General features: G+C 51.8%; 27 protein-coding genes, 1 pseudogene and 1 riboswitch. Of the genes and pseudogenes, 3 read left to right on the top strand and 25 right to left on the bottom strand.

All coding sequences use genetic code 11. The features are described 5' to 3' along the window. Positions 1-197: 197 nt before the first annotated feature. Together LG52_RS20860 and LG52_RS15625 are read right to left on the bottom strand one after the other, a co-directional pair. The gene (locus LG52_RS20860; protein WP_269430417.1) at positions 198-326 is read right to left on the bottom strand and encodes a hypothetical protein; all 129 of its coding nucleotides are present in this window, start codon (positions 324-326) and stop codon (positions 198-200) included. After that, positions 323-1,036 carry a pirin family protein gene (locus LG52_RS15625; protein ID WP_044732630.1) on the bottom strand — a complete coding sequence of 238 codons (714 nt, stop codon included), beginning with the start codon at positions 1,034-1,036 and terminating at the stop codon, positions 323-325. The genes LG52_RS20860 and LG52_RS15625 overlap by 4 nt, the downstream gene beginning before the upstream one ends. 456 nt (positions 1,037-1,492) lie before the next feature. After that, a riboswitch (cyclic di-GMP riboswitch) is annotated at positions 1,493-1,578 on the top strand. Between the two features lie 41 nt (positions 1,579-1,619). Between LG52_RS15625 and LG52_RS15630 the strand changes: the two genes are divergently transcribed. Then, positions 1,620-2,432, top strand: coding sequence for a hypothetical protein (locus LG52_RS15630; RefSeq protein WP_044732631.1), 813 nt, complete (start codon positions 1,620-1,622; stop codon positions 2,430-2,432). Between the two features lie 124 nt (positions 2,433-2,556). After that, a pseudogene (locus tag LG52_RS19975) lies at positions 2,557-2,734 on the top strand (transposase); the annotation flags it as partial. A gap of 391 nt (positions 2,735-3,125) precedes the next feature. Here LG52_RS19975 and LG52_RS21065 read toward each other — a convergent pair. From LG52_RS21065 to hpf, 18 genes are all read right to left on the bottom strand, one after another. Continuing rightward, positions 3,126-3,404, bottom strand: a complete 279-nt coding sequence (locus LG52_RS21065) for a hypothetical protein (protein WP_044732632.1) — start codon at positions 3,402-3,404, stop codon at positions 3,126-3,128. Positions 3,405-3,495: 91 nt separating this feature from the next. Beyond that, positions 3,496-4,146: a cytochrome c biogenesis CcdA family protein gene (locus LG52_RS15640; RefSeq protein ID WP_044732633.1), complete on the bottom strand. Its 651-nt coding sequence runs from the start codon at positions 4,144-4,146 to the stop codon at positions 3,496-3,498. Continuing rightward, positions 4,136-4,366: a hypothetical protein gene (locus LG52_RS15645; protein WP_044732634.1), complete on the bottom strand. Its 231-nt coding sequence runs from the start codon at positions 4,364-4,366 to the stop codon at positions 4,136-4,138. The genes LG52_RS15640 and LG52_RS15645 overlap by 11 nt, the downstream gene beginning before the upstream one ends. Continuing rightward, positions 4,363-4,611, bottom strand: a complete 249-nt coding sequence (locus tag LG52_RS15650) for a TlpA family protein disulfide reductase (protein ID WP_044732635.1) — start codon at positions 4,609-4,611, stop codon at positions 4,363-4,365. The genes LG52_RS15645 and LG52_RS15650 overlap by 4 nt, the downstream gene beginning before the upstream one ends. 103 nt (positions 4,612-4,714) lie before the next feature. After that, positions 4,715-5,134 carry an Hg(II)-responsive transcriptional regulator gene (gene merR, locus LG52_RS15655; RefSeq protein ID WP_044732636.1) on the bottom strand — a complete coding sequence of 140 codons (420 nt, stop codon included), beginning with the start codon at positions 5,132-5,134 and terminating at the stop codon, positions 4,715-4,717. A gap of 206 nt (positions 5,135-5,340) precedes the next feature. Further along, the gene (gene merA, locus LG52_RS15660) at positions 5,341-6,981 is read right to left on the bottom strand and encodes a mercury(II) reductase (RefSeq protein WP_044732637.1); all 1,641 of its coding nucleotides are present in this window, start codon (positions 6,979-6,981) and stop codon (positions 5,341-5,343) included. Positions 6,982-7,213: 232 nt separating this feature from the next. Next, positions 7,214-7,507: a transporter gene (locus LG52_RS15665; RefSeq protein ID WP_044732638.1), complete on the bottom strand. Its 294-nt coding sequence runs from the start codon at positions 7,505-7,507 to the stop codon at positions 7,214-7,216. Between the two features lie 158 nt (positions 7,508-7,665). Beyond that, a complete protein-coding gene (bioC, locus tag LG52_RS15670) occupies positions 7,666-8,457 on the bottom strand; it encodes a malonyl-ACP O-methyltransferase BioC (RefSeq protein WP_044732639.1) in 792 nt (263 codons plus the stop codon). Further along, positions 8,450-9,142, bottom strand: a complete 693-nt coding sequence (locus LG52_RS15675) for an alpha/beta fold hydrolase (protein ID WP_044732640.1) — start codon at positions 9,140-9,142, stop codon at positions 8,450-8,452. Before LG52_RS15675 ends, bioC begins: the two co-directional genes overlap by 8 nt. Before the next feature lie 267 nt (positions 9,143-9,409). Beyond that, positions 9,410-10,708 (bottom strand): murein hydrolase activator EnvC family protein, encoded by a 1,299-nt coding sequence (locus LG52_RS15680; protein WP_044732641.1) that lies wholly within the window; start codon positions 10,706-10,708, stop codon positions 9,410-9,412. Between the two features lie 29 nt (positions 10,709-10,737). After that, positions 10,738-11,631, bottom strand: a complete 894-nt coding sequence (gene ftsX / locus LG52_RS15685) for a permease-like cell division protein FtsX (protein WP_044732642.1) — start codon at positions 11,629-11,631, stop codon at positions 10,738-10,740. Continuing rightward, complete coding sequence (gene ftsE, locus LG52_RS15690) at positions 11,612-12,307, bottom strand: cell division ATP-binding protein FtsE (RefSeq protein WP_044732643.1); 696 nt, start codon at positions 12,305-12,307, stop codon at positions 11,612-11,614. The genes ftsX and ftsE overlap by 20 nt, the downstream gene beginning before the upstream one ends. Positions 12,308-12,567: 260 nt before the next feature. Then, a complete protein-coding gene (cccB, locus tag LG52_RS15695; protein ID WP_044732644.1) occupies positions 12,568-12,903 on the bottom strand; it encodes a cytochrome c551 in 336 nt (111 codons plus the stop codon). Positions 12,904-12,966: 63 nt separating this feature from the next. After that, on the bottom strand, positions 12,967-13,830 hold the full coding sequence (locus LG52_RS15700; RefSeq protein WP_044732645.1) for a YitT family protein: 864 nt from the start codon (positions 13,828-13,830) through the stop codon (positions 12,967-12,969). Positions 13,831-13,948: 118 nt separating this feature from the next. Next, positions 13,949-15,053, bottom strand: a protein-coding gene (gene prfB / locus LG52_RS15705) for a peptide chain release factor 2 (RefSeq protein WP_156133480.1) whose coding sequence is annotated in 2 segments (ribosomal slippage) — positions 13,949-14,977 and positions 14,979-15,053 — 1,104 coding nt in all. Because the reading frame shifts where the segments join, the coding sequence is not laid out codon by codon here. A 94-nt stretch (positions 15,054-15,147) separates the two neighbouring features. Next, positions 15,148-17,661 carry a preprotein translocase subunit SecA gene (secA, locus tag LG52_RS15710; RefSeq protein ID WP_044732647.1) on the bottom strand — a complete coding sequence of 838 codons (2,514 nt, stop codon included), beginning with the start codon at positions 17,659-17,661 and terminating at the stop codon, positions 15,148-15,150. A gap of 108 nt (positions 17,662-17,769) precedes the next feature. After that, entirely contained in the window at positions 17,770-18,327 is a 558-nt protein-coding gene (locus LG52_RS15715) for a hypothetical protein (RefSeq protein ID WP_044732648.1), read from the bottom strand. 84 nt (positions 18,328-18,411) lie between these two features. After that, positions 18,412-18,957: a ribosome hibernation-promoting factor, HPF/YfiA family gene (gene hpf / locus LG52_RS15720; protein WP_044732649.1), complete on the bottom strand. Its 546-nt coding sequence runs from the start codon at positions 18,955-18,957 to the stop codon at positions 18,412-18,414. A gap of 171 nt (positions 18,958-19,128) precedes the next feature. On the opposite strand from hpf, the gene LG52_RS15725 reads away from it, so the two are divergent. Continuing rightward, positions 19,129-20,208 carry an HD-GYP domain-containing protein gene (locus LG52_RS15725; RefSeq protein WP_044732650.1) on the top strand — a complete coding sequence of 360 codons (1,080 nt, stop codon included), beginning with the start codon at positions 19,129-19,131 and terminating at the stop codon, positions 20,206-20,208. Between the two features lie 36 nt (positions 20,209-20,244). On the opposite strand, the gene LG52_RS15730 is transcribed toward LG52_RS15725, so the two are convergent. The 5 genes from LG52_RS15730 to LG52_RS20685 form a co-directional block, all read right to left on the bottom strand. Then, on the bottom strand, positions 20,245-20,598 hold the full coding sequence (locus tag LG52_RS15730) for a flagellar protein FliT (protein WP_044732651.1): 354 nt from the start codon (positions 20,596-20,598) through the stop codon (positions 20,245-20,247). Then, a complete protein-coding gene (gene fliS / locus LG52_RS15735; RefSeq protein WP_044732652.1) occupies positions 20,598-20,999 on the bottom strand; it encodes a flagellar export chaperone FliS in 402 nt (133 codons plus the stop codon). Before fliS ends, LG52_RS15730 begins: the two co-directional genes overlap by 1 nt. A gap of 159 nt (positions 21,000-21,158) precedes the next feature. After that, entirely contained in the window at positions 21,159-22,664 is a 1,506-nt protein-coding gene (locus tag LG52_RS15740; protein ID WP_044732653.1) for a flagellar hook-associated protein 2, read from the bottom strand. Between the two features lie 15 nt (positions 22,665-22,679). Further along, positions 22,680-23,039, bottom strand: coding sequence for a flagellar protein FlaG (gene flaG, locus LG52_RS15745; protein ID WP_044732654.1), 360 nt, complete (start codon positions 23,037-23,039; stop codon positions 22,680-22,682). A gap of 376 nt (positions 23,040-23,415) precedes the next feature. Next, positions 23,416-23,553 carry a hypothetical protein gene (locus tag LG52_RS20685; RefSeq protein ID WP_231584481.1) on the bottom strand — a complete coding sequence of 46 codons (138 nt, stop codon included), beginning with the start codon at positions 23,551-23,553 and terminating at the stop codon, positions 23,416-23,418. Positions 23,554-23,687: the final 134 nt, after the last annotated feature.

Here is a 23,687-nt window from a genome sequence, read left to right on the forward strand (position 1 = left end):
TCCTCATTCTTCCTTCGGCGAAGCAAATGGACGCCTCTTCCGCCTAAACGACGGCGGCTTCTACAAAAACGAAAAGGAAAAGCACCGCCTCACGCCGTGCCATGCCTTTATCTCCATCATATGTCAGGCTTGTACCGAGTATGCTAGTGCGTTGTCTATCCTTTACTAGTTTACACGCTCCTTGTTGATTTCTCAACTCATACAGAGCGGAAAAAAGAGGCACCCCTCGCCGTGCCGGCGAACGATGCCCCTTCTTGATCCGTCTTCTTGGCCGGATCGGAAATGGCGGCCAAGCCAATGAGCCGCACAAAACGAAACGCTTTCACACCTCTTTTGGCAAGTCGATGAGCATCAACCGCGCCCCTTCGTCCGTTGCAAGGCGAAGAACCGGCGTTTCTGTGATGCGGGCCGCATCGCGCCGTTCAAGATGAGCCTCGCCGTTTAACGTCAAATCCCCCTCAATGACAAAGACAAAGATGTTCCGCCCTCCCGGCTGGGTAAACGTCAGCTCATGCCCAGCTTCCAAATCGGAAAGGTAAATCGTCAAATCTTGATGAATGTGAGCAATCCCTGGGGAAGACGGGTGTTTCGTGACAATCGGCAGCAAAGCATTTTTCATCTTCTCGACCGGAAACTCGGTCCGCTCGTACGACGGCGGCAATCCGTATTGTTCCGGCAAAAACCAAAGTTGCAAAAAGTTCACCTCTTCCGTCGCCGACGGGTTCACTTCCGAATGGACGATGCCCGTGCCGGCCGACATCCGCTGTACACCGCCAAACGTCGTCACCGCCTTATGTCCCGTGCTGTCTTCATGTTGCAAATACCCTTTCAACACGATCGACACAATCTCCATTTCGCGGTGCGGATGGGCGCCAAACCCGGTCATTGGCGCGACGAAATCGTCGTTTAACACCCGAAGCGGTCCGAATTGGATGTTGTTTGGATCATAATACTCGCCAAATGAGAAGCTATGATATGTTTTCAACCAACCGTAATCGGCATGATAACGGGACGACGCCCGGTCAACGCGGATCATCTTGTTCCTCTCCTTCATTTATCGAAATAGAGCACCAAGAGCATACCGCTTCAATGCGGCGATCGCCATAGCGATCATAGTCATGTGATATATACGATGCGGATCATGAAAAATCTAGAATGCTGGTGATTCAACAGGAAATGCGGTTCAATCATGTCGCTTCTCAAACGGAGCAGCCTTAATATATAAATGTTGCTCTTCCCTCCACTCAAGAAACATCGATATTAGGGGAAATGGACGTTTCATACCGCCCTCCTTGGAGGGATAGCCAGCATGAAGTTCTACATCAATTTGATTGGTTCTGAAATCTCGAATTCGAGATTATTATATAAAAAACCGTTTTGCCTGTCAACTTTGGAACGGATGAAAAATAGGACAAATGGATGATTTACCTCAGATCATAGGACTAGTTATAGTGAAGGTAGATTATCGCCGCATCTTCTCCCGCGAGAAGATACGGCGAAAAGGCAAAGCGCTGGAAACAGCGTGGCGCAAAGCTAAAGGGGCTACGGCGAAAGACGCTATGCCAGCCAGCTGCCGAACGTATCTTCAATCTATAACTGATGAAGGGGGAAGAAAAGTTATGAAGCGAATGCTAGTTGGATGCCTCGCTGCTGCCTTGTTGGTTTCATCAGGATGGGCAACAGCGGAAGCCAAGGGGAAACAACAATCCAAGCCAAAATGGGCCGATAAAAACAAAGACGGCATCCCGGATGATTGGGAGCTGAAGTACAAACTCGGTCTAGGGAAAAACGTCGCCAACCAGGACAAAGACCGCGACGGCTTAACCAACCGAGTCGAATACAACCTCCGTCTGAATCCGACGAAAACAGATACGGACAAAGATAAAATATTAGATGGGGACGAAGACACCGACCGCGATGGGCTGACAAACAGCGCCGAGGTAGCGCTCGGCACTAAACCGGAAGATGCGGACAGCGACAACGATCATGTCAAGGACGGAGCAGAGAAGAAAGGAAAAGCCCAACTGGCTAACCTCGTCCAAAAACTTGAGCTGCAAATGAAAACCGCGGCGAACCAAACGATTAAAATCGACTATCATTGGTCTGACCGCCATTCCCATTTACACATTAAAGACCAGACGGGTGAAGTGACAACAAATGACGTCCAGTCGCTCATTAACGACTTGCAAGCATCACCGTCGCTGTCAAATGATGAAGTAATCGCCAAAATCCAAACTCTCTTTTCCCTTGACACTCCGTTCCGCCTTGAACTCGAGTGGAAATACGGAAGCGGCTGGGCGCGGAAACTTTCCGTCAAGCAAGACGAGGACAAAGGAGAAAATGCTGGGCAACCCAGCGATGATCAAGATGACGATGACCAAGTCCATGATCAAAATCACGATCAAGACGATGAGGGCAACAACAGCGAATAATCGCGTCCTGAGCAGACAAGCGGCTGCCGAAAGGCCGGGAAACCGGCTGATGAGGGCAGCCGTATTTTTGTTGGAGCTTCCAACCGCTTTCTTTCCCTCGTTGCCAGCGGAAGGAGGCACAGAACTGAAACGAGCATTGGCCGAGGCCGATTCGGCCCACATCCCGTGGAGGCGATCCCTTTGCGCTGGCCGAGAGAAACGGCGCCACGCACCGGGTATGGGAAACGACATCAACGTATGAAGGTCATCTGGTTCGGCTGATCGTCGTCGAATCGAGCGCGCTCGACCAGCGAAAAGGAAAGCTTGAAAACGGGACAGGCGATTTTTCAGCTGTTTCAATAACGTGAATGTCATCCTGTTCAAGCTTCCGGATGGGCGCATCCAACGCGCGTTAGGGAAACCGCTCACCTACGAGCAGCGAAGGATTCTGCAAGGGTTGGGAATGGACGAAAGCATTTACGTGTAACATTATACGGAACGACCATATATGGTAAAAAAAGGATTGCCCTCGCTCGTCGTGTTGGTCGAAACGTGATTCTGAAAAACGAAATAAAAAATCCTTTCTTTCTACCCTGCTACCCTGTTAGGGTGCGAAATGTGAGTGACATGGCATTTTTCCGCTAGTTTACCGATGCGATACGTTCCCATACCATCCCCCCTCGCTGAAAGCTACTAGAGTTTCCCATAGTACTTTTATTTCCACCGTTCATTTGGGACAATATCCCGCATCCAAAACCACATATCATCGACCCTGCTGAACAAGGAAACCGGGCAATGTGGGGTAAGGCATCGAAAGTAATCTTCCCGTTCAATAACCAAGTCCCAACTATCCTTGTTCAAAACTTTTCTCATCTCCCCTTCATCTATTGGCGACCCTGCAGCAGAGCATTTTGGGCAAATCTCCTTGTTCTCAATGAGATCTCGCCAATTGGGCGGCAAGCTACAGCATCCAGCCATGCCTTGCACCTCCATGCTTCCACATTCCCCCTACTAGCTTCAGTCCACTTGAAGCGCCTTTTCCACATATATCAATTCCAGATTAGCGTTTATAGGACTGTCATGGTTAAGAGAATGGCCAGAACTTCACGATCAAATAGACCCCTGATCCAACCAATAACAAAGACGACGCCTTGTAAAGAAAAGGAGCCACATTTTTTATCACCCTCTCGATCAGTGCCCTCGACATGACAGCCGCCACCGAAATCGCGGTCACAACCAATCCCATGCCTAGCGTATAGGCTGCAAAACGGGTCATTCCCCCTGCCAAGTCTCCCGCAAGCAACGCCGAGGCTACCGTTAAGAAGAACATCGGCAACGTGCAGCCTAAAGAAGTGATCGCATACGCAATGCCATACAGATAAAAAGACCATGCCGGGTGACTTCCTTTTTTCACCCTAAATGGATTGGCCATTCGGAATTCGCGGCCCAACCACATCCATATCCCGGCGAGGATGAGCAACAATCCCATCACAGTTACTGCCGCCGACAAATACCTCCCGATCACCCCCTGAAATAAGGACATCAACAGACCGATGGGAAGAAAAATGCTCAAAAAACCGAGCGTCATCATGATCCCAGCCTGAACCCCCTTCGTCCAATGCGCCTCTTCTCCCCCCATCAAATACACAATAAACGCTGGCAACAAGGCGACGCCGCAAGGATTCAATGCGGCAACGACCCCGGCACTGAACACAATCCCCATGCTAACGTCCATGGCGAATGGCCTCCTTGATCGTTTGTATGTTCGGTCGAATGCTTTTATGGACGACTTTCTCGTCTTTCACAACCACTACCGTATCAAGCGAGTTTACCCCGAATAACTTGACAAGGGAAAGATCGGCATCAAATACATGCGGCCAAGAACCCCCGTACGTTCGCTGAAAGGCAGCTAAATGCTCCTTTTTGTCGATCTGCGGATCCACATCGACAGTCACTTATCCTTCGCTACTTCCTTTAAACTCTGTTCGATCTCAGCGCACGAGACGCACCAGGCCGCCATAAAAAACAGGACGGTTGGTTTCTCGTCATCGATGTTGACTGTGTTTCCCTCAATATCTTTCACGCGAATGTGGATGGCATCCTCTTCTTTTGCAGTCTTGTTTATACTCAACCATCCCACTGCCAAAACCGCAATGAGGAAGAGAGCCCCAGCAAGCCAATAGTATCGCTTACTTCGCATTTCCGTTCCTCCTTCCATATGATCCGTTGATCTGGTCTCTCTATGAAGTCATCTGCTCTTGTCGCTAAGTTACCGAAGTTTCCCTTCGTCTTTTAGCGAAAATCTATTTTTCTTGCCCATATATCCCTTCGAGCAACATGTCAATAATCGGACAGCTGTAGAGATTCTCCTCATGGGGGCAACACGCCTTCAACTCAAGGAGCATCGCCTCTATTTTCATTAAGTCTTGAATCTTCTCCTTGATCTCCTCGATTTTCTGTTCCACAAATTGGTACATGTCTTTGCATCGATCGCGATCCCGATCGACAACGCCAAGCAATTTATCAATTTCCGCCAAGGTGAATCCGAGCCCTTGCAGCCGCTTAATAAACTGAATGCGCCTGACCGTTTCCTCCGTATACAGACGATATCCGCCTTCTGTCCGCTCCGTTTCTGGAATAAGCCCTTTCCGTTCGTAGTACCGGATCGTTTCTTTATTGACATGGCATTTTTCTGCCAGCTCCCCGATGCGGTAATGTTTCACATAACCACCTCATCCAAAAGGATCAACCCTGCACGATCGTACAGGGTCAAGTCGATATGAAAGTTAGGCCGGCATTTCTTCTATGATGCTTAGGGAAGCACGCCGCTAAACGGACTGCTCCCTATTCAGCTTCACCGCCATCGCAACAACAATTGGCTCCAACCCCTTCATAACGCTCCACGAAACGGCGGCCTCATTGGGACGCCTCATCCCGCACAGCACGATAACTTCGAGACGTCTTGGTCAAACGTCAGCGCCGCCAGCTTCAACCCCTCCGCCATCGTTAAATACGGGACAAGCGTGTGGCGAAGGTCGTCGATCGTTAATCCGAATTGAATCGCCAACGTTGCGGCGTAAATGACCTCGCCGGCATGATCCGCAACGATGTGGGCGCCTAGCAGCTTGCCCGTATGGGCCTCAGCGACAAGTTTCAACACTCCCGTCGTTTCCCGGTTGACGATCGCGCGCGGCACCGCCTCAAGCGGCAGAACGGACGTTTTCACGTCATACCCGTTTTCTTTCGCCCGTCGCTCGGTCAACCCGACGGTGGCAATGGCCGGATGGGTGAACGTCACCGCCGGAACGACGGCCGTATCCCAGCGCTTGTTCAGCCCGCCGACGGCATTGGCCGCGGCAACGGCTCCCTGATAGGCCGCGACATAGACGAACTGCGGGCCGAGCGTGACATCGCCTGCCGCATAAATCGACGGGTTCGTCGTCCGTGTGTATTCATCGATCAAAATTTCCCCGCGCGCCCCGACTTCCACACCGGCTGCCGGCAAGTTCAACGCCGCCGTATTCGGCGTTCTCCCGGCTGCCACGAGCAGTTCGTCCGCTTCGATGACCCGGGTGCGTCCGTCTACATTCACATACACGTTTTTCGTATTCCCGTCTTGTTCGACCCGTTCAAACGAAGCGCTGGTGATGATGCGGATGCCTTGTTCTGTGAGCGCCCGCTCCACCGCTTCGGAAATTTCCGGATCATACTCTTTCAAGAGACGCGGGCTTCGCTGCATCAACGTCACCTCCGAGCCGAGATGGTGAAACAGCTGGCCCAACTCCATCCCAATGTAACCGGCGCCGATGACGGCGAGCCGTTTGGGCACCTTTTTCATATCGAGCAGCGTCGTGCTCGTCAAGTAGTCGACATCATGAAGCCCCGGAATATCCGGCACTGCCGGGGAAGCGCCTGTCGCGATCAAAAACCGTTTCGCCGACAGCGTTTGGCCGTTCACTTCAATCGTTTGACGTCCAACAAATCGGGCCTCCCCTTGGATGAAGTCAAACCCATACTCTTTGATCAAGTCGGCATATTTCGCTCGGCGAAGCTGCTCGACCAGTTCATTTTTTTGCTTCACTAACGGCGCCAAATCAACCGGACCAGCGGATGTATGCAGGCCAAGAAACGGATGGTTTCGCGCCAATGCATTGATTTCACCAGCCCGAAGCAATGTCTTTGACGGCACGCAGCCGATATTGACGCACGTCCCCCCTACCGTGCCGCGTTCGACCATCGCCACTTTCGCCCCATATTTCACCGCTTCGATTGCTGAAGAAAACGCTGCCCCGCCGGAGCCGATGACGATGTAGTCATACTCTTCTTCGCCAGCGATGACAGGGCTGGCTGTCACGGCGATCTCCTCGATGTCCCCCGGCTCGTAATGGGCGTTTTTGACCGCTTGTCTCGCCATGTCAACGTCCGTGCCCTCAGGCAGCGCGAATACCGCTTCCCCGCGCGGAAAGCTGACATCAATCTTCTCGGCCCCAATCGCCTTCAGCGCTTTGGCGACATGCTGCTCACAACCGGTGCATGTCATGCCATGGACGGTCATTCGATATGTTTTCATGGTAAAAAACACTCCTTATCAACAAATGTCTCTTTCCTATTTTGTTCGGTTCATCACCAAAAGATGTACTTGAATTTTAAAGACAAACATGATAACAATGTTGCTCAAAGAGACGTATGGTATTAAAAGGAAAAAAGATGTTTTGATTTTCTCAATCATGATCGTCTTTATTTGTCAAGTACACTTTGTGGTGAATAGCCTTTTGTTCAGATCCTCGATTACAAAACCTATATCACTCGTCCTCATGGTTCGTTTGGAAGGGGACGCAGCACGCCCCATGGCCGTTTCCCGTTTTCCCTAGGCCACCGCTTTCCGTTTCACCTGTTCGCATTGGCTTTCGCTTTCCAATCATCATCATCAGCGAACAGAAAAACAAAACCGTAAAAAGGCCGATGGCAAGGCTTTGGTGTCGGATCAAATACGCACCGACCGATGTTCCGGCCAACAACGGCAGAATAACCGCCAGATGGCACGGGCAGCTGAGCAGTGCCAGCACGGCCCAAAACGATTTTTTGGCCATTTCCATCGTTCTCCCTCCTTGCGATGACGGAGTGGCGGGTTTCCGTCTTTGCTCAACATTATAAACGATGGACTAAGGTACAGAGTCAAGGGGGAATGTGGTGCGGCCAAACCATTTCCTTGAATCGGCCAAGCAACGTCCGAAACCATAAAAAATCCCCGCCCTTAACAGCGGGTCATACGGATCAATAGGCAATGGTAAGTAGCTGTGATCTCCCCGTGCGCCAAAAAGCGCTGTTCGTATTCATGCATCATGGCTTTGAAGACAGACGGACGCTGGCAATAGCGGCCAATCATGCTATTCGTGGCACCGATATGGCGCAGCGATAGGAAAAAATCACGGACAGATGGAAATCGCTCCGTTTCCACCCATTCAAACCCGTCAATTTGGGCGGCAGGGGCAGCTTGCTGGCAACGGCCCATCCATTCCGCCAGGGTCGGAAAAGCAGGGCCGATGCGAAACGACTCATGGATGTTCTTAGCTTTCAGCGCGAACGAAAATGAAGTATGCAATTCGTGGAACGTGCGGGCGCCGAAAGTGGAAAACACAAGGCACCCTCCCTCACTTAACGCCCGGTAGAGGCGGGCGATCGTCCTGACGGCGTCATTCAGCCATTGAAATGTTGCATTGGAAATGATCAAATCATATCGCTCATCCCATGTCATATCCTCGATATCGGCGCATATCCATGTCACATCTTCGCCGCTAAGTCGTTCTTTCGCAACGGCGATCATGCCTGGTGCAATGTCGACTGCGGTTATGCGCGCGTGCGGGAACATACGGCACAGTTTTTCAGTGAGATAGCCCGTGCCGCAGCCAACTTCTAAAATGTTGTGGGGGCGTATGCCAATGTGGACAGCCAATAGATCGGCCATTGTTTTTTGGACATTAGCAAACTGGTCATACGTTTTCGCCCGCTCGCTAAACCGTTTTCTCATGAGCTGCTTGTCAATCATCAGTCTCACCAACCCATGTCTGAATAAGATGAGCGCATGTCTCTGCTTGAGTCCAAAACGGAACATGCCCCGCATCAGGGAGCAAAGCCATGATAGCGTTGGGAGCGCGTTCAGCGATATAGCGTGCAGCAGCAGGTGGACAAATCGCATCTTGCTCACCGTGAACGATCAGCATTGGAGCGGAGATGTCCGCCAAAAACGGGCGCGCATCCGCCTCGATCAAATAATCAAGTCCGATCAGCAGATCATCAACCCGATCGCGGTAAAAGAAATCAGAAATATCCCCCTTTTCGCTCTTGGACCATAATGAAGCAAGAAACGCAGCGATCGTGTCAGCTGGACGTACTTGCAGCTGTGTTTTCATCCGCTTGACGATCCGTGGATGCCATCCAGCTTCATAACCCTCATCGGCAATAAAACGGCTCGTGCCGCCGATCAAAATAAGGCGAGAGACCCGCTCGGGATAAGCATAGGCCAACTCCAGAGCTACAAGCGAACCGAGCGACCAGCCGATGACCGTCGCACGCTCATGAAGCACCTGTTCCGCCCGCTTTCGAAAGCAATGAACCGTTTCAATTTCCTTCCATTCGACGGCTGTCGCATTTCCCCTTAATGATAACGAATCGAGCAACGGTGCAAAAATATCCGCTTTCATTCCCCATCCCGGAATGCAGACAATATTCATGGGATCCCCCCTAACATTTGTAAACCAAAAACAAATAAATGTTTACATTAATCGTATCACAGGCAACGGATGGCCACAATCTTTTTTCATTCCCAACGAGTTGAAGAGGGTCTCCCGCATCCATCACCGCCAAAAATGGATTGAAACAGAATCAAAGTGGAATGGGCATCGAATTTACCTGACGATGATGTCGAATCAATCAAAAAAATACGCAACTTGTCCTGCCAAAAGACAGACAAGTTGCGCAATGCCACCTACTGCTCGAAATTAGAAAGGAATATAGTCAAGCGGATTGACCGCATTTGTTTTCGCTTCGTTCCAGCCGCCGCGGTGCAATTCAAAATGAAGATGCGGACCGGTCGAATTCCCTGTATTGCCCATGTAGCCAATTATTTGTCCTTTGCGGACATGCTGCCCTTCTCCGACAAGACGTGCTTCCAGATGGGCGTACACGGTCGTATATGTTTGCCCATTAATCACATGGCTGATGAAAATGACGTTGCCGTAGCTGCTAGAATAGTAGGAGCGGAATACAATGCCGTCCGCTGCAGCGACAACCGGCACAACGGGAGCTCGCTTGCCGATATCAACGCCTGGATGGAAATCAGTGCCCCCAAACCGGTAGCCAAAGCCCGAGGTGATGGGTCCGTTGGCCGGGCGGGTGAACGCTCCGCTCGATACAGGCGGCGTGCTGCCGCCGGATGGCGTTTCTCCTGATGACACTCCTCCACCGTTTGGCGAGGCATATGTATGTCCTCTCTGTTTCGCTTCTTCTTCGGCCCGTTTTTGCCGCTCAAGTTCAGCAAGCTGCTGTTTCACCGCCGCTTCTTGCTTGGCGATCAGTTCTTTTTCTTCTTCAAGCGCCATCTTATGATCATGCTCTTCTTCCTCTTTTTGCTTCAAATCGGCCATCAGGCGGTTTTTCTGTTCCAGCTGGCCGGCGAGTTTCGATTGCAGCTGCTTCAATTCTTGCAAGTCCGCTTGCAGCTTGTTCCGCTTCTCCGTCAATTCGGCTTCCTTTTTCTCTTTTAACGCTTTATCGGCTTCCTGCTCGCGGATGATTTGCTGGTCGGCTTCCATGATCGTCGTCACGGCGCTCATCCGGTCGATGAAGTCGCTGAAGCTTTGCGCGCCGAGCAACACTTCCAAGTAGCTGACGGCCCCGCCGTTTTCCTGCAAAGAACGAAGCCGCTCCTTCAAAATTTCATTTCGCTTTTTAATCCGTTCTTGAATTTCGGCAATTTCTTGCTTCAATTGGTCAATGGCTTGCTCCGTTTGGTCAATATCGGCGCTGACGTTGCGGATTTTGCCGCTCGTTTCCTCAATGGCAATGTTCAGCTTTTCAATATCGTTGGCGACTTGTTTTTGTTGCGACTGAAGGGCCTCGATGTTTTTTTGCGCCTCGCTGATCTTGTCTTGCACCTCTGACCGCTTCGAGCGAAGCGCGTCGATTTCGTTTCGCTTTTGTTCGATGTCGCGAGTGCTGACGGCGTCCACCGCCGGCGGCAGAACGCCAATCCCAAGCGCCGCAGCGACGGCGAGCGCCATCATGTTTTTCTTTTTCATCGCTTTCCCCTCTCCCTATGACTCTTTTTTTACACTTTCAAAAACTTGCGTACCGACATGACGCTTCCCCAAATGCCGATGCCTGCGCCGATCGCCAGCAGCAGTGCGCTCAACTGCCATATAAACGGCGAAAACGGAAGAAGTTCGAAAAACGGCAAGGAAACCCGCTGTTCATACACTTGATACACGTTGTAGTACACGATCGAAAGCGCCGCGATCGGGAAGAGAGCGCCAAGCACCCCAAGCCATAACCCTTCCAAAAAGAACGGCCAGCGGATGAATCCGTTCGTCGCCCCGACAAGCCGCATAATTTCAATTTCGCGGCGGCGGGCGAAAATCGTAATTTTGATCGTGTTGGAAATGAGAAACATCGCCGTAAACAACAGTCCGAGAATGAGCACGAGCCCGACGTTGCGCGCCACCTTCAACGCGTCAAACAGCTTCTCCACCGTCCCTTGGCCATAGTTGACTTTATGAACGAACGGCAATGTTTCGATTTGCTTCGCGACTTTCACTGTATCTTGCGGATGGGCCGCTTTCACGACGTATACATCGCTCAACGGGTTGTCCTGTTCAAACAATCGGAACGACGAACCCTCGTCCCCCATGCTTTTGATCAGCCGCTTCAGCTCTTCGTCCTTCGACGAATAGCGCACTTCCTTCACGTTTGGAATGGCTTCAATTTGCCGGCGCAAAGCGTCTTTTTGCCGGTTGTCAGCCGTCAGCTCGATATGGACGCGAATTTCGACATCGTTTTCGACTTTTTTAGCAAAATGGTTGATGTTGAACATGACGACAAAAAAGACGCCGACAAGCAACAATGTGACCGTGACGGCGCTGGCGGATGCAAACGTCATCCAACCGTTGCGGCCAAGGCTTTTGATGCTTTCCCGGACGTGGCGCTTAAACGTATGAAGCGTCATAGCCGTATTCCCCCTTCGCCTCGTCGCGGACGATTTTCCCGTTTTCGATGGCGATGACGCGCCGCCGGGTCGCGTTGACGATCTCTTTATTGTGGGTCGCCATCACAATCGTCGTTCCCCGGTCGTTGATTTTTTCAAACAGCTCGACAATGCCCCATGAGGTTTCCGGGTCCAAGTTTCCTGTTGGTTCGTCGGCAATCACGATCTTCGGGGAGTTGACGATTGAGCGGGCGATCGAGACGCGCTGCTGCTCGCCGCCGGACAATTCGTTCGGATAAGAGCGGATTTTATGCTTGAGGCCGACTAGGTCGAGTACTTCCATCACTTTTTTGCGGATCACTTTCGGCGATTCTTCAATGACTTCCAAGGCAAAGGCGACGTTTTCGTAAACGTTGAGCTTCGGTAGCAGCTTGAAATCTTGGAATACAACGCCGATATGGCGGCGCAAAAGAGGGACTTTGTTGTCTTTGAGCTTGGCAAGGTTGACGCCGTTGACCATAATGGTCCCGCTCGTCGGCTTTTCCTCGCGGTACATCATTTTAATAAACGTCGATTTCCCAGCTCCGCTGGGTCCAACGACATAGACGAATTCTCCTTGCTTGATGCGGACGTTGACGCCGTTTAACGCCACAACGCCGTTTGGATATGTCTTGTATACATCTTGCATTTCAATCATCGCAATCACCTATTTTCGACTCGTTTGCTGCCATTTCTCGAGCTGTTTCGAACGAATCTTGCAAAATTCCGCAAGGATTATTATAACACGATTTTCTATTGTCGAATTTTACATTTATATTTCAAATGAAGGGACACTGGCGAAACTAGGACAAAAGATTCAAAAACAGAAAACACCGCCCCGTTCTTAGCGAACAAGGCGGTGCACCTTCCGTAAGCGAAACGATCTTTTCCTTTCAAAGAGCCAGGAACATCCGACCACTATTTTTTCGAAGCGAGCCATTCCGCGACTTTGTCGGCGTCTTCCCCTTTAATGATTCCGGCCGGCATCGCGCCGCGGCCGTTGGCGATAATGTTTTTAATTTCATCTTTGGAATACTTGCTTCCAACCTTTTGCAAGTTCGGTCCGACCCCGCCCGACAAGTCTTGTCCATGACAGGACGCACAGTTTTGTTTAAAAATTTGCTCGGCAGCCGCTGCAGTATCCCCTCCGCCGTTGCTGCCGCCGTTTTTCTCCCCGGCATTGTCTCCGCCACCGCCGCACGCGGCAAGCGCGAGCGAAACGCCAAGGAACATCGCAGACAACTTCCATTTCATGGCGAACTCCCCCCAGAAAACAAAAGTTTCGTTCTCCTTTATTATAACCGATTTTTATCCGCTTTACGTACGTTGAAATCCTTCGCCGAGCACCTCAGCGGCGTTCGCAACGATGACAAACGCTGTCGGATCAATGGTTCGGACCAATTGTTTCAATTTCGTGAACTCCGATTGCGCGACGACGCACATCAACACCGGCCGCTCATGTTCCGTGTAGCCGCCATACGCGGGCAAGCGCGTCACTCCGCGGTCGATTTCGTGCAAAATGGCGCGGCGCACTTTTTCTTCTTCCTTTGTAATAATAAGAGCGATTTTTGAATACCCAAGCCCGACTTGGACGAGGTCGATCGTTTTGCTTGTCACATACAACGCGATCAACGCATAGAGCGCCCGTTCAATATCAAACACAAACGCCGCGGTCAACACGATCAAGCCATCGATCAAAATGACGCACATGCCAAGCGACAGCCCGGTATATTTATGGATGATTTGCGCTGCCAAATCGGTGCCGCCGGTCGACGCCCGGCCGCGGAAGACAACGCCGAGGCCAAGTCCGACGCCGATGCCGCCAAAGATTGCGCCAAGAAGCGGATTGGTCGTCGCAGGCTCCATCCCTTTCGTCAAATAGACGACAAGCGGCAAAAACAGCGTCCCGACGAACGTTTTCACGCCAAACTGCCGTCCCAAAAGCACAACGCCAGCGATAAAGAGCGGAATGTTGAGCGCCCATTGGACGTAGGCAGGCTCAATGCCAAACAGCGCGTGCATAATCGTGCTGATGCCGCTCACTCCGCCCGAGGCGATCCGGTTCGGCAGCAAAAACACGTTAAACGCCACAGCGACGATCGCCGCGCCGATCAGAACATACGCATACTCCAAAGCCGCCTCCACCGCCGGAGGCATCGTTTTCTCTCTTCGCTTCCGCATGCTTCCCCACCTTCCTCTGTGAGTATAGCATGCCCGTTTTGTCAAGTAAATGACAGCCGGTTAACGCGATAGCGATCTGCTATGGTAAAGGAAAAAAGGACGATCCGATGATCGTCCTTTATTTCAACTTTGCACGCAAATACGCGTCAATAAACACATCAATTTCTCCATCCATCACCGCTTGCACGTTGCCGACCTCAACATTCGTCCGATGGTCTTTGACAAGCGAATACGGATGGAAGACGTACGAACGGATTTGGTTGCCCCAGCCGATTTCTTTTTGCTCGCCGCGCAGCTCGGCGAGTTCGGCTTGCTGCTCCTCGAGTTTCTTTTGGTACAATTTCGCCTTCAACATATTCATCGCTTTTTCGCGGTTTTTAATTTGCGAGCGCTCCGATTGGCAGGTCACGACAATGCCCGTCGGCAAGTGAGTGATGCGCACAGCCGAGTCGGTCGTGTTGACGTGCTGCCCGCCCGCGCCGCTTGAGCGGTACGTGTCGATTTTCAGCTCTTCCGGGCGGATTTCAATTTCGATGTTATCGTCCATCTCCGGCACCACTTCGCACGAGACGAACGACGTATGGCGTCGGCCCGAGGCGTCAAACGGGGAAATGCGCACAAGACGGTGCACCCCTTTTTCCGCCTTTAAGTAGCCATAGGCGTTATGCCCTTTAATGAGCAGCGTCACGCTTTTAATCCCCGCTTCCTCGCCCGGGAGGTAATCGAGCGTCTCGACTTTAAACCCTTTTTTCTCCGCCCAGCGCGTGTACATGCGCAACAGCATCGACGCCCAGTCTTGCGACTCCGTGCCGCCCGCGCCCGGGTGAAGCTCCAAAATGGCGTTGTTTTGGTCGTACGGATCGTTGAGCAGCAGCTGCAGCTCGAACTCGCTGAAGTCTTTCATCAGCTTTTTCGCTTCCTCGACGAGTTCAGCTTGGAGTTCGTCATCCGGCTCTTCTTTCAGCAATTCGTACGTCACTTCCAAGTTGTCAAACCGTTCTTCAAGCGAGGAAAATTCCTCGACGAGATCTTTGAGCGCATTCGCCTCGGAAATGACCGCCTGCGCCGCCTTTTGGTCATCCCAAAAGTTTGGCGCCGCCATCTGCTCTTCTAATTCGCGAATGCGCGCCTGCTTCGCTTCGAGGTCAAAGAGACCCCCTGATTTCCGCTAATCGCTTAGCCATTTTCTCAAGCTCTTGCTTAATTTCCACCAAATCGATCATGTTGTCCTCACCTCATCATCAATATAGTATGCCAACGATGAATGTCTGCCATTCAAAAGGGAGGCTAAGCCTCCCCTTTTATATTTATAAACGGTTACACCGCTCTTCCGCAACAATGTTTATATTTTTTCCCACTCCCGCACGGGCACGGGTCGTTGCGTCCGACGCGCACCGCCTTGCGGACCGGTTTTCTTTTCGGCTCTTCGCCGTCTTCTTTCGGGTGGACCGCTTCGCCTTTTGCCACTTCCTGACGCTCGAGATTGTGATGGATTTCCGCCTTCATAATATAGGTGGCGACTTCCTCTTCAATCGCAGCGATCATGTTTTCAAACATCGCATACCCTTCCATTTGGTATTCGCGCAGCGGGTCGACTTGCCCGTAGGCGCGCAAATGGATGCCTTGGCGGAGCTGCTCCATCGCGTCGATATGGTTCATCCATTTCATGTCGACAGCGCGCAAAACGACGACGCGTTCAAATTCGCGCATTTGTTCCGGCGGGATTTGCGCTTCTTTCTCATCATAGCGCGCCTTTACTTTCTCCCAAATGAGCTCGATCATCTCTTCCGGCTCTTTGCCGCGCAAGTCGGCTTCTGTCACATCCCCTTCCGGAAGCAGATGAGCGTTGAGATACTCAACGAGTCCTTTCAAATTCCATTCTTCCGGAACCTCTTCCTTCGGCGTATGGGCGTTGACGACGCGCTCGATCACCGATTGAATCATCTTTTCGATGATGCCGCGCAAATTGTCGGAATCAAGCACTTCATAGCGCTGGCGGTAAATGATTTCCCGCTGCTCACGCAAGACGTCGTCATACTGAAGCAGCTGTTTGCGGGCGTCGAAGTTGTTGCCTTCGACCCGCTTTTGCGCCGACTCGACGGCCCGTGTCACCATTTTGCTTTGAATCGGCTGCGAATCGTCCATCCCGAGCCGGTCCATCATCGCCATGAGGCTCTCGGAGCCGAAACGGCGCATCAGCTCATCTTCAAGCGACAAGTAAAACTGCGACACTCCAGGGTCGCCTTGACGCCCCGAGCGGCCGCGCAGCTGGTTGTCAATGCGCCGGCTCTCATGCCGCTCCGTGCCGATGACCGCAAGCCCGCCAAGCTCCTTGACCCCTTCGCCAAGCTTAATGTCCGTCCCGCGCCCGGCCATGTTCGTCGCAATCGTCACCGCGCCTTTTTGCCCGGCCTGGGCGATGATTTCCGCCTCTTTCGCATGGTTTTTCGCGTTTAAGACGTTGTGGGGGATGCCGCGTTTTTTCAGCATCTCCGACAACATCTCGGACGTCTCGATCGCCACCGTGCCGACCAACACCGGCTGCCCTTTCGCATGGCGGGCGGCGATATCCTCGACCACGGCGCGGAACTTCCCTTCCATCGTCCGGTAGATCAAATCCGGACGGTCTTCGCGAATGACTGGCTTGTTGGTCGGAATGACGACGACGCGCATGTTGTAAATGTTGCGGAACTCTTCCTCTTCCGTCTTCGCCGTTCCGGTCATCCCCGCCAACTTTTCGTACATGCGGAAATAGTTTTGGAACGTAATCGTGGCTAAGGTCATCGACTCGTTCTGAATCTCGAGCCCTTCCTTCGCCTCAATGGCTTGATGAAGCCCATCGCTGTAGCGGCGGCCGTGCATCAAGCGCCCGGTGAACGGGTCGACGATGATCACTTTTCCGTCTTGCACGACGTAGTCGACATCACGCTGCATCGTCACGTGCGCCCTTAGCGCCAGCTGAATGTGGTGGTTGAGCGTGACGTGTTTCAAATCGAACAAGTTGTCGATGCCAAACGCCCGCTCGGCTTTGTTTATTCCTTCTTCCGTCAGCTGGACGCTTTTCGTCTTTTCATCGTATGTGTAATCGACATCTTTGCGCAACGTGCGGACAAACGCATTCGCCTGCACATACAGCTTCGTCGACTTCTGCGCCGTCCCTGAAATGATGAGCGGTGTCCGCGCTTCATCGATCAAAATCGAGTCGACCTCGTCGATGATCGCATAATAGAGCGGACGCTGCACAATATGTTCTTTGTACAGCACCATGTTGTCGCGCAAATAGTCAAAGCCGAACTCGTTGTTCGTTCCGTACGTAATGTCGGCGTTGTACGCCGCCTGCTTCTCTTCGCGCGACATGCCGCTTAAGTTCAAGCCGACGGTCATGCCCAAAAACTCGTACAGCTTGCCCATCTCCGTCGCGTCGCGCGTCGCCAAGTATTCGTTGACCGTCACAACATGCACCCCGCGCCCCGTCAAGGCGTTCAAATAGACGGGCATCGTCGCCGTCAACGTTTTCCCTTCCCCGGTTTTCATCTCGGCGATGTCGCCTTCATGCAAGACGACGCCGCCCATAATTTGCACTTTATATGGATACAAACCGAGGACGCGCTTCGCTCCTTCGCGCACCACGGCAAACGCCTCAACGAGCAGGTCGTCGAGCGATTCGCCTTGTTGGTAGCGGGCTTTGAATTCCTCGGTTTTTTGCCGCAGCTCGTCATCGGACAGTCGCGCCATCTCCGGACCGAGCGCATCGACTTGATCCGCAATTTTCTCCAATCTTGCCAACTGACGCTTGTTCGGGTCAAATACTTTTTTTAAGACTCCAAGCATAGGAAACGCTCCTTATTTTTCATGGACTCACTTATTCATCATATCATTTACAGGGATCAGTGACAACTGTTGCACAGGCTTAGAGAGGGGCATGTCCAAGAGAGGGGATCACGCCTTGGACTGAAGCTGCTCAATCGCCGCTTCCGCATGATGAAGACGCCGGTTCAGCGCATAAATTTCAAAACTTTTCTCATCTACTTTTTCATGAATTTTGCGAAGCAATATTTGCACATCATCCACAAGCTGCGTTTCGACTCGATGAAGCGCCTCTTTCACTTCTCCCCATTCCACCTCCACACGGTCTAACCGTGCTTTCACCTCTCCCATCTCTTGTTCAAGGCGGCTGATGCGCCCGTTCATTTCATCGACGCGGCCTTCAAGCGCTTCAACGCGAGTCGTCAGCGAACCAATTTGCCCGCTCATTTCTGCTAAACGGCCATCGATCTGCACAAAACGCTCATTCATTTGAGCAAAGCATTCATCAATCTGGGCAAAGCGCTTATCAATCTGGGCAAACCGTTCATCAATCTGGGCAAAGCGCTTATCAATCTGGGCAAACCGTTCATCAATCTGCGCCAAACGTTGGCGAGTTTCTTCTTGAAAAGCCAAAAATCCTTTTTCCATGTTATCCAACTTGGACAATATTTGACGCAGCAGTTCCTCCATCGCTCTCCCCCATTTTGATTTTTCTCATGCAATATTATAGCATCCCCTGCCAAAAAAAGCAGGGGATGCGCATAGAAGAGTTGTTCAATTCGCCTCGATCAGCCCGTATTTTCCGTCTTTGCGGCGGTAAACGATGTTCGTCCGGTTCGTCTCGGCGTTCGTAAAAATGAAGAAGTTGTGCCCCAACAAATTCATTTGCAAAATCGCCTCTTCGCTGTCCATCGGCTTCAAGCTGAAGTGCTTCGTGCGCACGATTTCAAACTCCTCTTCATTCTCCGCCGCGGCGCCGCTCGGGACAGGGGCAGCCAGCTTCGCCTCTTTCTCCCGATCGCGCAGCTTCCGATTGACTTTCGTTTTATGTTTGCGGATTTGCCGCTCCAATTTATCCGTCACTAAATCGATCGCCGCATACATATCGTCATGCCGCTCCTCGGCGCGCAACAACAGATGCGGCATCGGAATGGTCACCTCGATTTTCCCTTGTCCATCGTTGTAGACTTTTAAATTGACATGGACATTCACGTCATCGGTGCGGTCGAAATAGCGCTCCAATTTGCCGATTTTTTTCTCCACGTACTCGCGCAACGCAGGAGTTACTTCGATGTTTTCCCCGCGAATGTGATACATCATCGCTGACCACTCCTTATCTTCAAACTGTAAATCCCTACGCTTTTTTATTACCCATCCAATCCGTGTTTCAATCAAAAATATTTTTGAAGATTTTGTGAAAATACAGGAAATATGGTAAGATAGGCATAGGTGTTTTTTCTTATGATGTGGAAGGTACGGAGTGTGTGAACGATGCGAAAGGTCCATATTTCCCATGCGAAAAGCGGCGACGTGCTCGCCGTCGACTTATTCGCCGCCAACGGCAGCGTGCTTTTGTCGCGCGGCGTGCGGCTGACAAGCGGCTACATCCGTTCTTTAGCGCAAAAAGGGGTTCAATACATTTATATTGACGACAAGCAAACATATGACATCCGCCCGCTGCCATTGATCAGCGCGACCGTGCGCCAGCAGGCGGTCAAGAAAGTGTACGAGACGATGACCGCTTTGATCGAGCAAAAAAAGCTGCTCCGCCGCGCCTCCTCGCTCGATTTAGGAAAAGAGTACGAGAAGGTGTTCAAAGACATTTTGGATTACTTGCTGAAGCAGGAGAACTTGCTCATCAATTTGTCGGATTTGGTCATCTCAAACGGCTACTTTTTCCATCATTCGGTCAACGTCGCCACCATCGCCGGCGTCATCGGCATCGCCAAAGGGTACAGCCCCCAACAGCTGCTTGACCTCGGCGTCGGGGCGCTTCTGTTTGACATCGGCATGACCCAGCTGCCCGATGGCCTTTGGCGGAAAAAAGGGGAACTGACCGAAGAAGAAAAGGAAATCGTCCACCGCCACACCTATCTCGGCTTTGAGCTGCTTCGGCGCCAGCGCAACATTTCACTCTTTTCCGCCCATTGCGCCTTGCAGCACCACGAGCGTTGCGACGGCAGCGGCTACCCGCGCGCCTTATCCGGAAACGAGATTCACGAATACGCCCGCATCGTCGCCATCGCCGACGTCTTTGACGCCTTGACATCGGCCCGCTACCATCGAAAGCAATATTCGCCGCACGAAGCGGCCGAATACTTATCCGCCGCCGGCGGCCTTTTGGACTATGAACTGATCAAGCTGTTTCTCTCCTACATCGCCATCTATCCGGTCGCCGCGACCGTCTTGCTCAACACCGGGCATATCGGCGTCGTCTCGCAAGTGTTCCCGGGTTTCCCGCTCCGCCCCGTCGTTCGGATTATTAAAAATCCGGCGGGCGAAGAGTTGAAAAGCCCGTATGAGATCGACTTGCGAAAAGAGATGAACGTCACGATCGTCAAAGCCGTCTGAAGCGAAAAGGGCAGCGCGCCGCTGTCCTTTTCTTCCCTATCTCCGTTTGTCGTAAAACATCCCATCGAACGAAAGCGGCTGCTCGTACGGGTGAGCGTAGCAAACGGTCGCCTGCCGCTTCGCCCCCGCCATCCGCAAATCGCGGCGAATCTCTTCGCACACCCGCCGCAGCCGTGCTTCAATCTCTTGATTCCAAACGATGATCTCACAGCCAAGCTCCTGTTCTTCCTCGCTGTATGGCGGCCGCAGCTTCGGAAGCAACGCCTCACGCCGCCTCAACAGCTCATCGACCACTGCCATCCGCGCCTCGCGCTCCTCAGGGGGCCATGGCGCCATCACCGCCTCAAGCAGCTGCTTCGTGACAAGCCAAACGTCGCGCACAACCCCCATTATACTTTCCCGCCTCCCGCGTATTGCCGCTGCCGATTCAGCTGAATCACTTGCTTCCACGTATCGCGAAACTCGGCGACATACCCCTCGACCTCGTCCAAAATCGCCGCATCGTTTTTCACGTTCGCCTCGACGAGACGGCGGTAAATGTAGTCGTACATCGTCATCATCGATTTGGCGACATCATACTCCATTTTCAACGTCTTCATCAGTTCCAAAATGATGTTTTGCGCTTTAATCAAGTTTTCATTGCGTGCCGCAATGTCACCGTTTTCGATCGCCTGGCGCGCAAGTTTGATAAACTTCAAGCAGCCGTTATAGAGCATCAGCGTCAACTCTCCAGGCGACGCCGTCTGCACGGCGTTCGCTTGGTAGTGTTGATACGGATTGTTCGTTGTCATCATCGGTCACTCCTTTTCCACATCAAGTGCTTGACACCTTACAGGACTGATGAAAAAACGACGGTTTCGGCAAAAGTTTCAATACAAAACCCCTTAATCCTTCCGTTCATTAGTAAGTGCCAACCGCCATTGCCGCCTGCAGTCCCCATCCGCCAATCGTTATCTTTGCGTACCGCCGCCAAAGGCGTTCATCAAGTACATACTTTGCTGGTTGGCGCGCTGGATCGCTTCTTCCATGGCTGTGAATTGGCGGTAGTAGCGGTCTTCAATTTGTTTCAAGCGGTCTTGGAAGCGGTCAATTTGGTCATTGATTTGAATTAAATCGCGCCCGATCGCAAACTGCTGGTTCGTCCAAATCGTCTTCCCCGCCTTTTGTTCGATTTTCCCGATCGTTTCCTTAATCGTATCGCGCAGGCGGCGGGCGATGCCTTTTTCCACATCCGTCGCGCCGTTTTGATTGAACAGCTGATACACGGCATCAGGGTTTTCCTTGATTTTCTCCCGCAGCTTCGTCTCGTCAATGATCAGCTTCCCGCCGTCGAGGTAGTTCGACGATGTCGTAATCCCAATTTGCGCCAGCTGCGAAAATCCGCTCGGGATGTTCGCTCCTTCGACTTTTGTGTACAAGTTCATGCGCATTTTGCTGAGGGCGCTGGACAAAATCGAATCGCCGCGAAGCATGCCGCTTTTTGCCTTTTCTTCCCACAGCTCGATTTGCTTTTCCGTCATCGCCTCTTTTTGCTCGTCCGTAAGCGGCGGATAGTCGCGATAGCGCTCTTCTTTCAACTCGGCGTTGATCTTGTCGATCGTTTCGTTGTATTTGTCGACAAACCCTTTAATCGCATTGAACATCGCGTCTACATCCGCCGCCACCGACACCGTCGCCGCGCCCGTCCCTTTGACCGTATACGTCACGCCGTTGATCGTAAACGTGTTAGACGAACGGGTCGTTTGCAAACCATTGATCGTGATGTCGGCGTCCGTTCCCGCCGTTTTTCCGGTCAGCTCTCCACCCGACGCCGCTCCCGTAAACCCAAGCTTTTGCGCAAAAAAGTCAGCAGTCGCCTGATCGGCGAGCACTAGGCTTGCCTGCGCCCCCGTGTCTTTTTTCATGATCGAAATGCGCCCGGTTTGCTCGTCATAGAACGCACTGACGCCAAGGTTTGCGTTGTTATTGAGCTGGGCGATCACCCCATCCAGCGTCGTTCCCTGCTTTACAGTAATGGCTGCCTGTTTCGTGCTCCCATCCCCGTTCGTCACGTTGATTGTGAGCGTCACATCGGCAGCTACGGAGAAAGTCGCTTTGTCCACCCTTGTCGCCGCATCGGACAGCCAAACGGCTGACGTCGCCACTTGATTCACCTGAATCGTCGTCGCCACGTTCGCCGCGCTTGAGGCCGCTGTCGCCGTGATGACGCCCTCATTGGAACTAGAGACGGTTTTTTTCATCATGCCGCTTTGGAGCGTAATGTTATTAAACAAATAGTCGTCAAGCCCTTGCAGCAGCGTGTTCATCGATCGGTAGTCGTCGCGCTGCCACTCAAGCAGCTGCTTTTTCTGCTTTAATTTATCAAGCGGCATCCGCTCCGCTTTCATCAAATCACTGACGATTTTGTCAATGTCCATCCCGCTCGCGAGGCCGCTGATGCGCATCGTATTCGCCATGTCGATTCACCACCGTTAAATTTTTTTGTCCACCAAAAGCCCGACAAACTCCATCATCGCCGCATACATATCGAGTAGCTTTTTCGGCGGAATTTCGCGGATCACTTCCTGCGTCTTTTCATCAATCACTTGCACGTAATATTCGTGCAGCTCTTTATGCAGCTCAAACCGAACCGACGTATGGCTTGGCTGCACGAGCTCATTCAAGCCGTTGACCACTTTCTCAAGCGTTTCCTCCGATGGCAGCCTCTCAAGAGGAGACGACGCCTCTGCCTCCTGCGGCCGCGCCGCCGAGAACTCGACTTTTGGATTCACCTGCTCGGTTCGCGTCGGTTCATATGAAAGGAAAGAAGAAGACACCCGTTCAATCGTCATACGACCCGCTCCTTTGTTTTAGACGCTTTCTACCGTTTATATCGGATGAAATGCAGGAAGTGTGAAGAGGCCGAAGCAGACAAATGCAATGGATAGAACTTCCCGAGAAATTCGATGTATAATGAAAGGCAGCGAAAAGCAAAGGAGATAAGTACGTTGGGGGTGGAGCATTTAGAAGGCGGGTGATTTAATTGAGAAAAAGCAGTTCAAAACCAGCTCTTATCAAATTGAGAAGTCTTGTAAAATCGACTCTTATTTCCCGACGAACTCCATCGATTTGCCGTCCTTTTAGAGCAGTTTCATAAAAGTCAACAATGATTCGATTGATCTCCCGCACATCGTATGGGATCGATGTTTCCATTTGACGTCCATCTGCTTATGACACAAAAACATCAATTTTGTTTTCAAAAAGTTCAAACTCCAAGTAATCTCCATTTTCTTTTTCAAATTCAAGCTGAATGCTATCCCGCGCTGTGGGGAACAGCTTCGGCTGCTTAATGACCGTGTGAATCACACTGAAGACCTTCTCAATCAATTTATCGGAAAATGGATCCGCTCCATTTCCATTCCAATCGTTCCCCAGTTCTCTGATGGCTTGCAGTTTGGCTATGTTTTCCGCCTTTCGCACTTGGTCTTAAATAAACGGCG

The sequence above is a fragment of the Geobacillus kaustophilus genome, from assembly GCF_000948285.1.
Classification (GTDB): domain Bacteria; phylum Bacillota; class Bacilli; order Bacillales; family Anoxybacillaceae; genus Geobacillus; species Geobacillus thermoleovorans_A.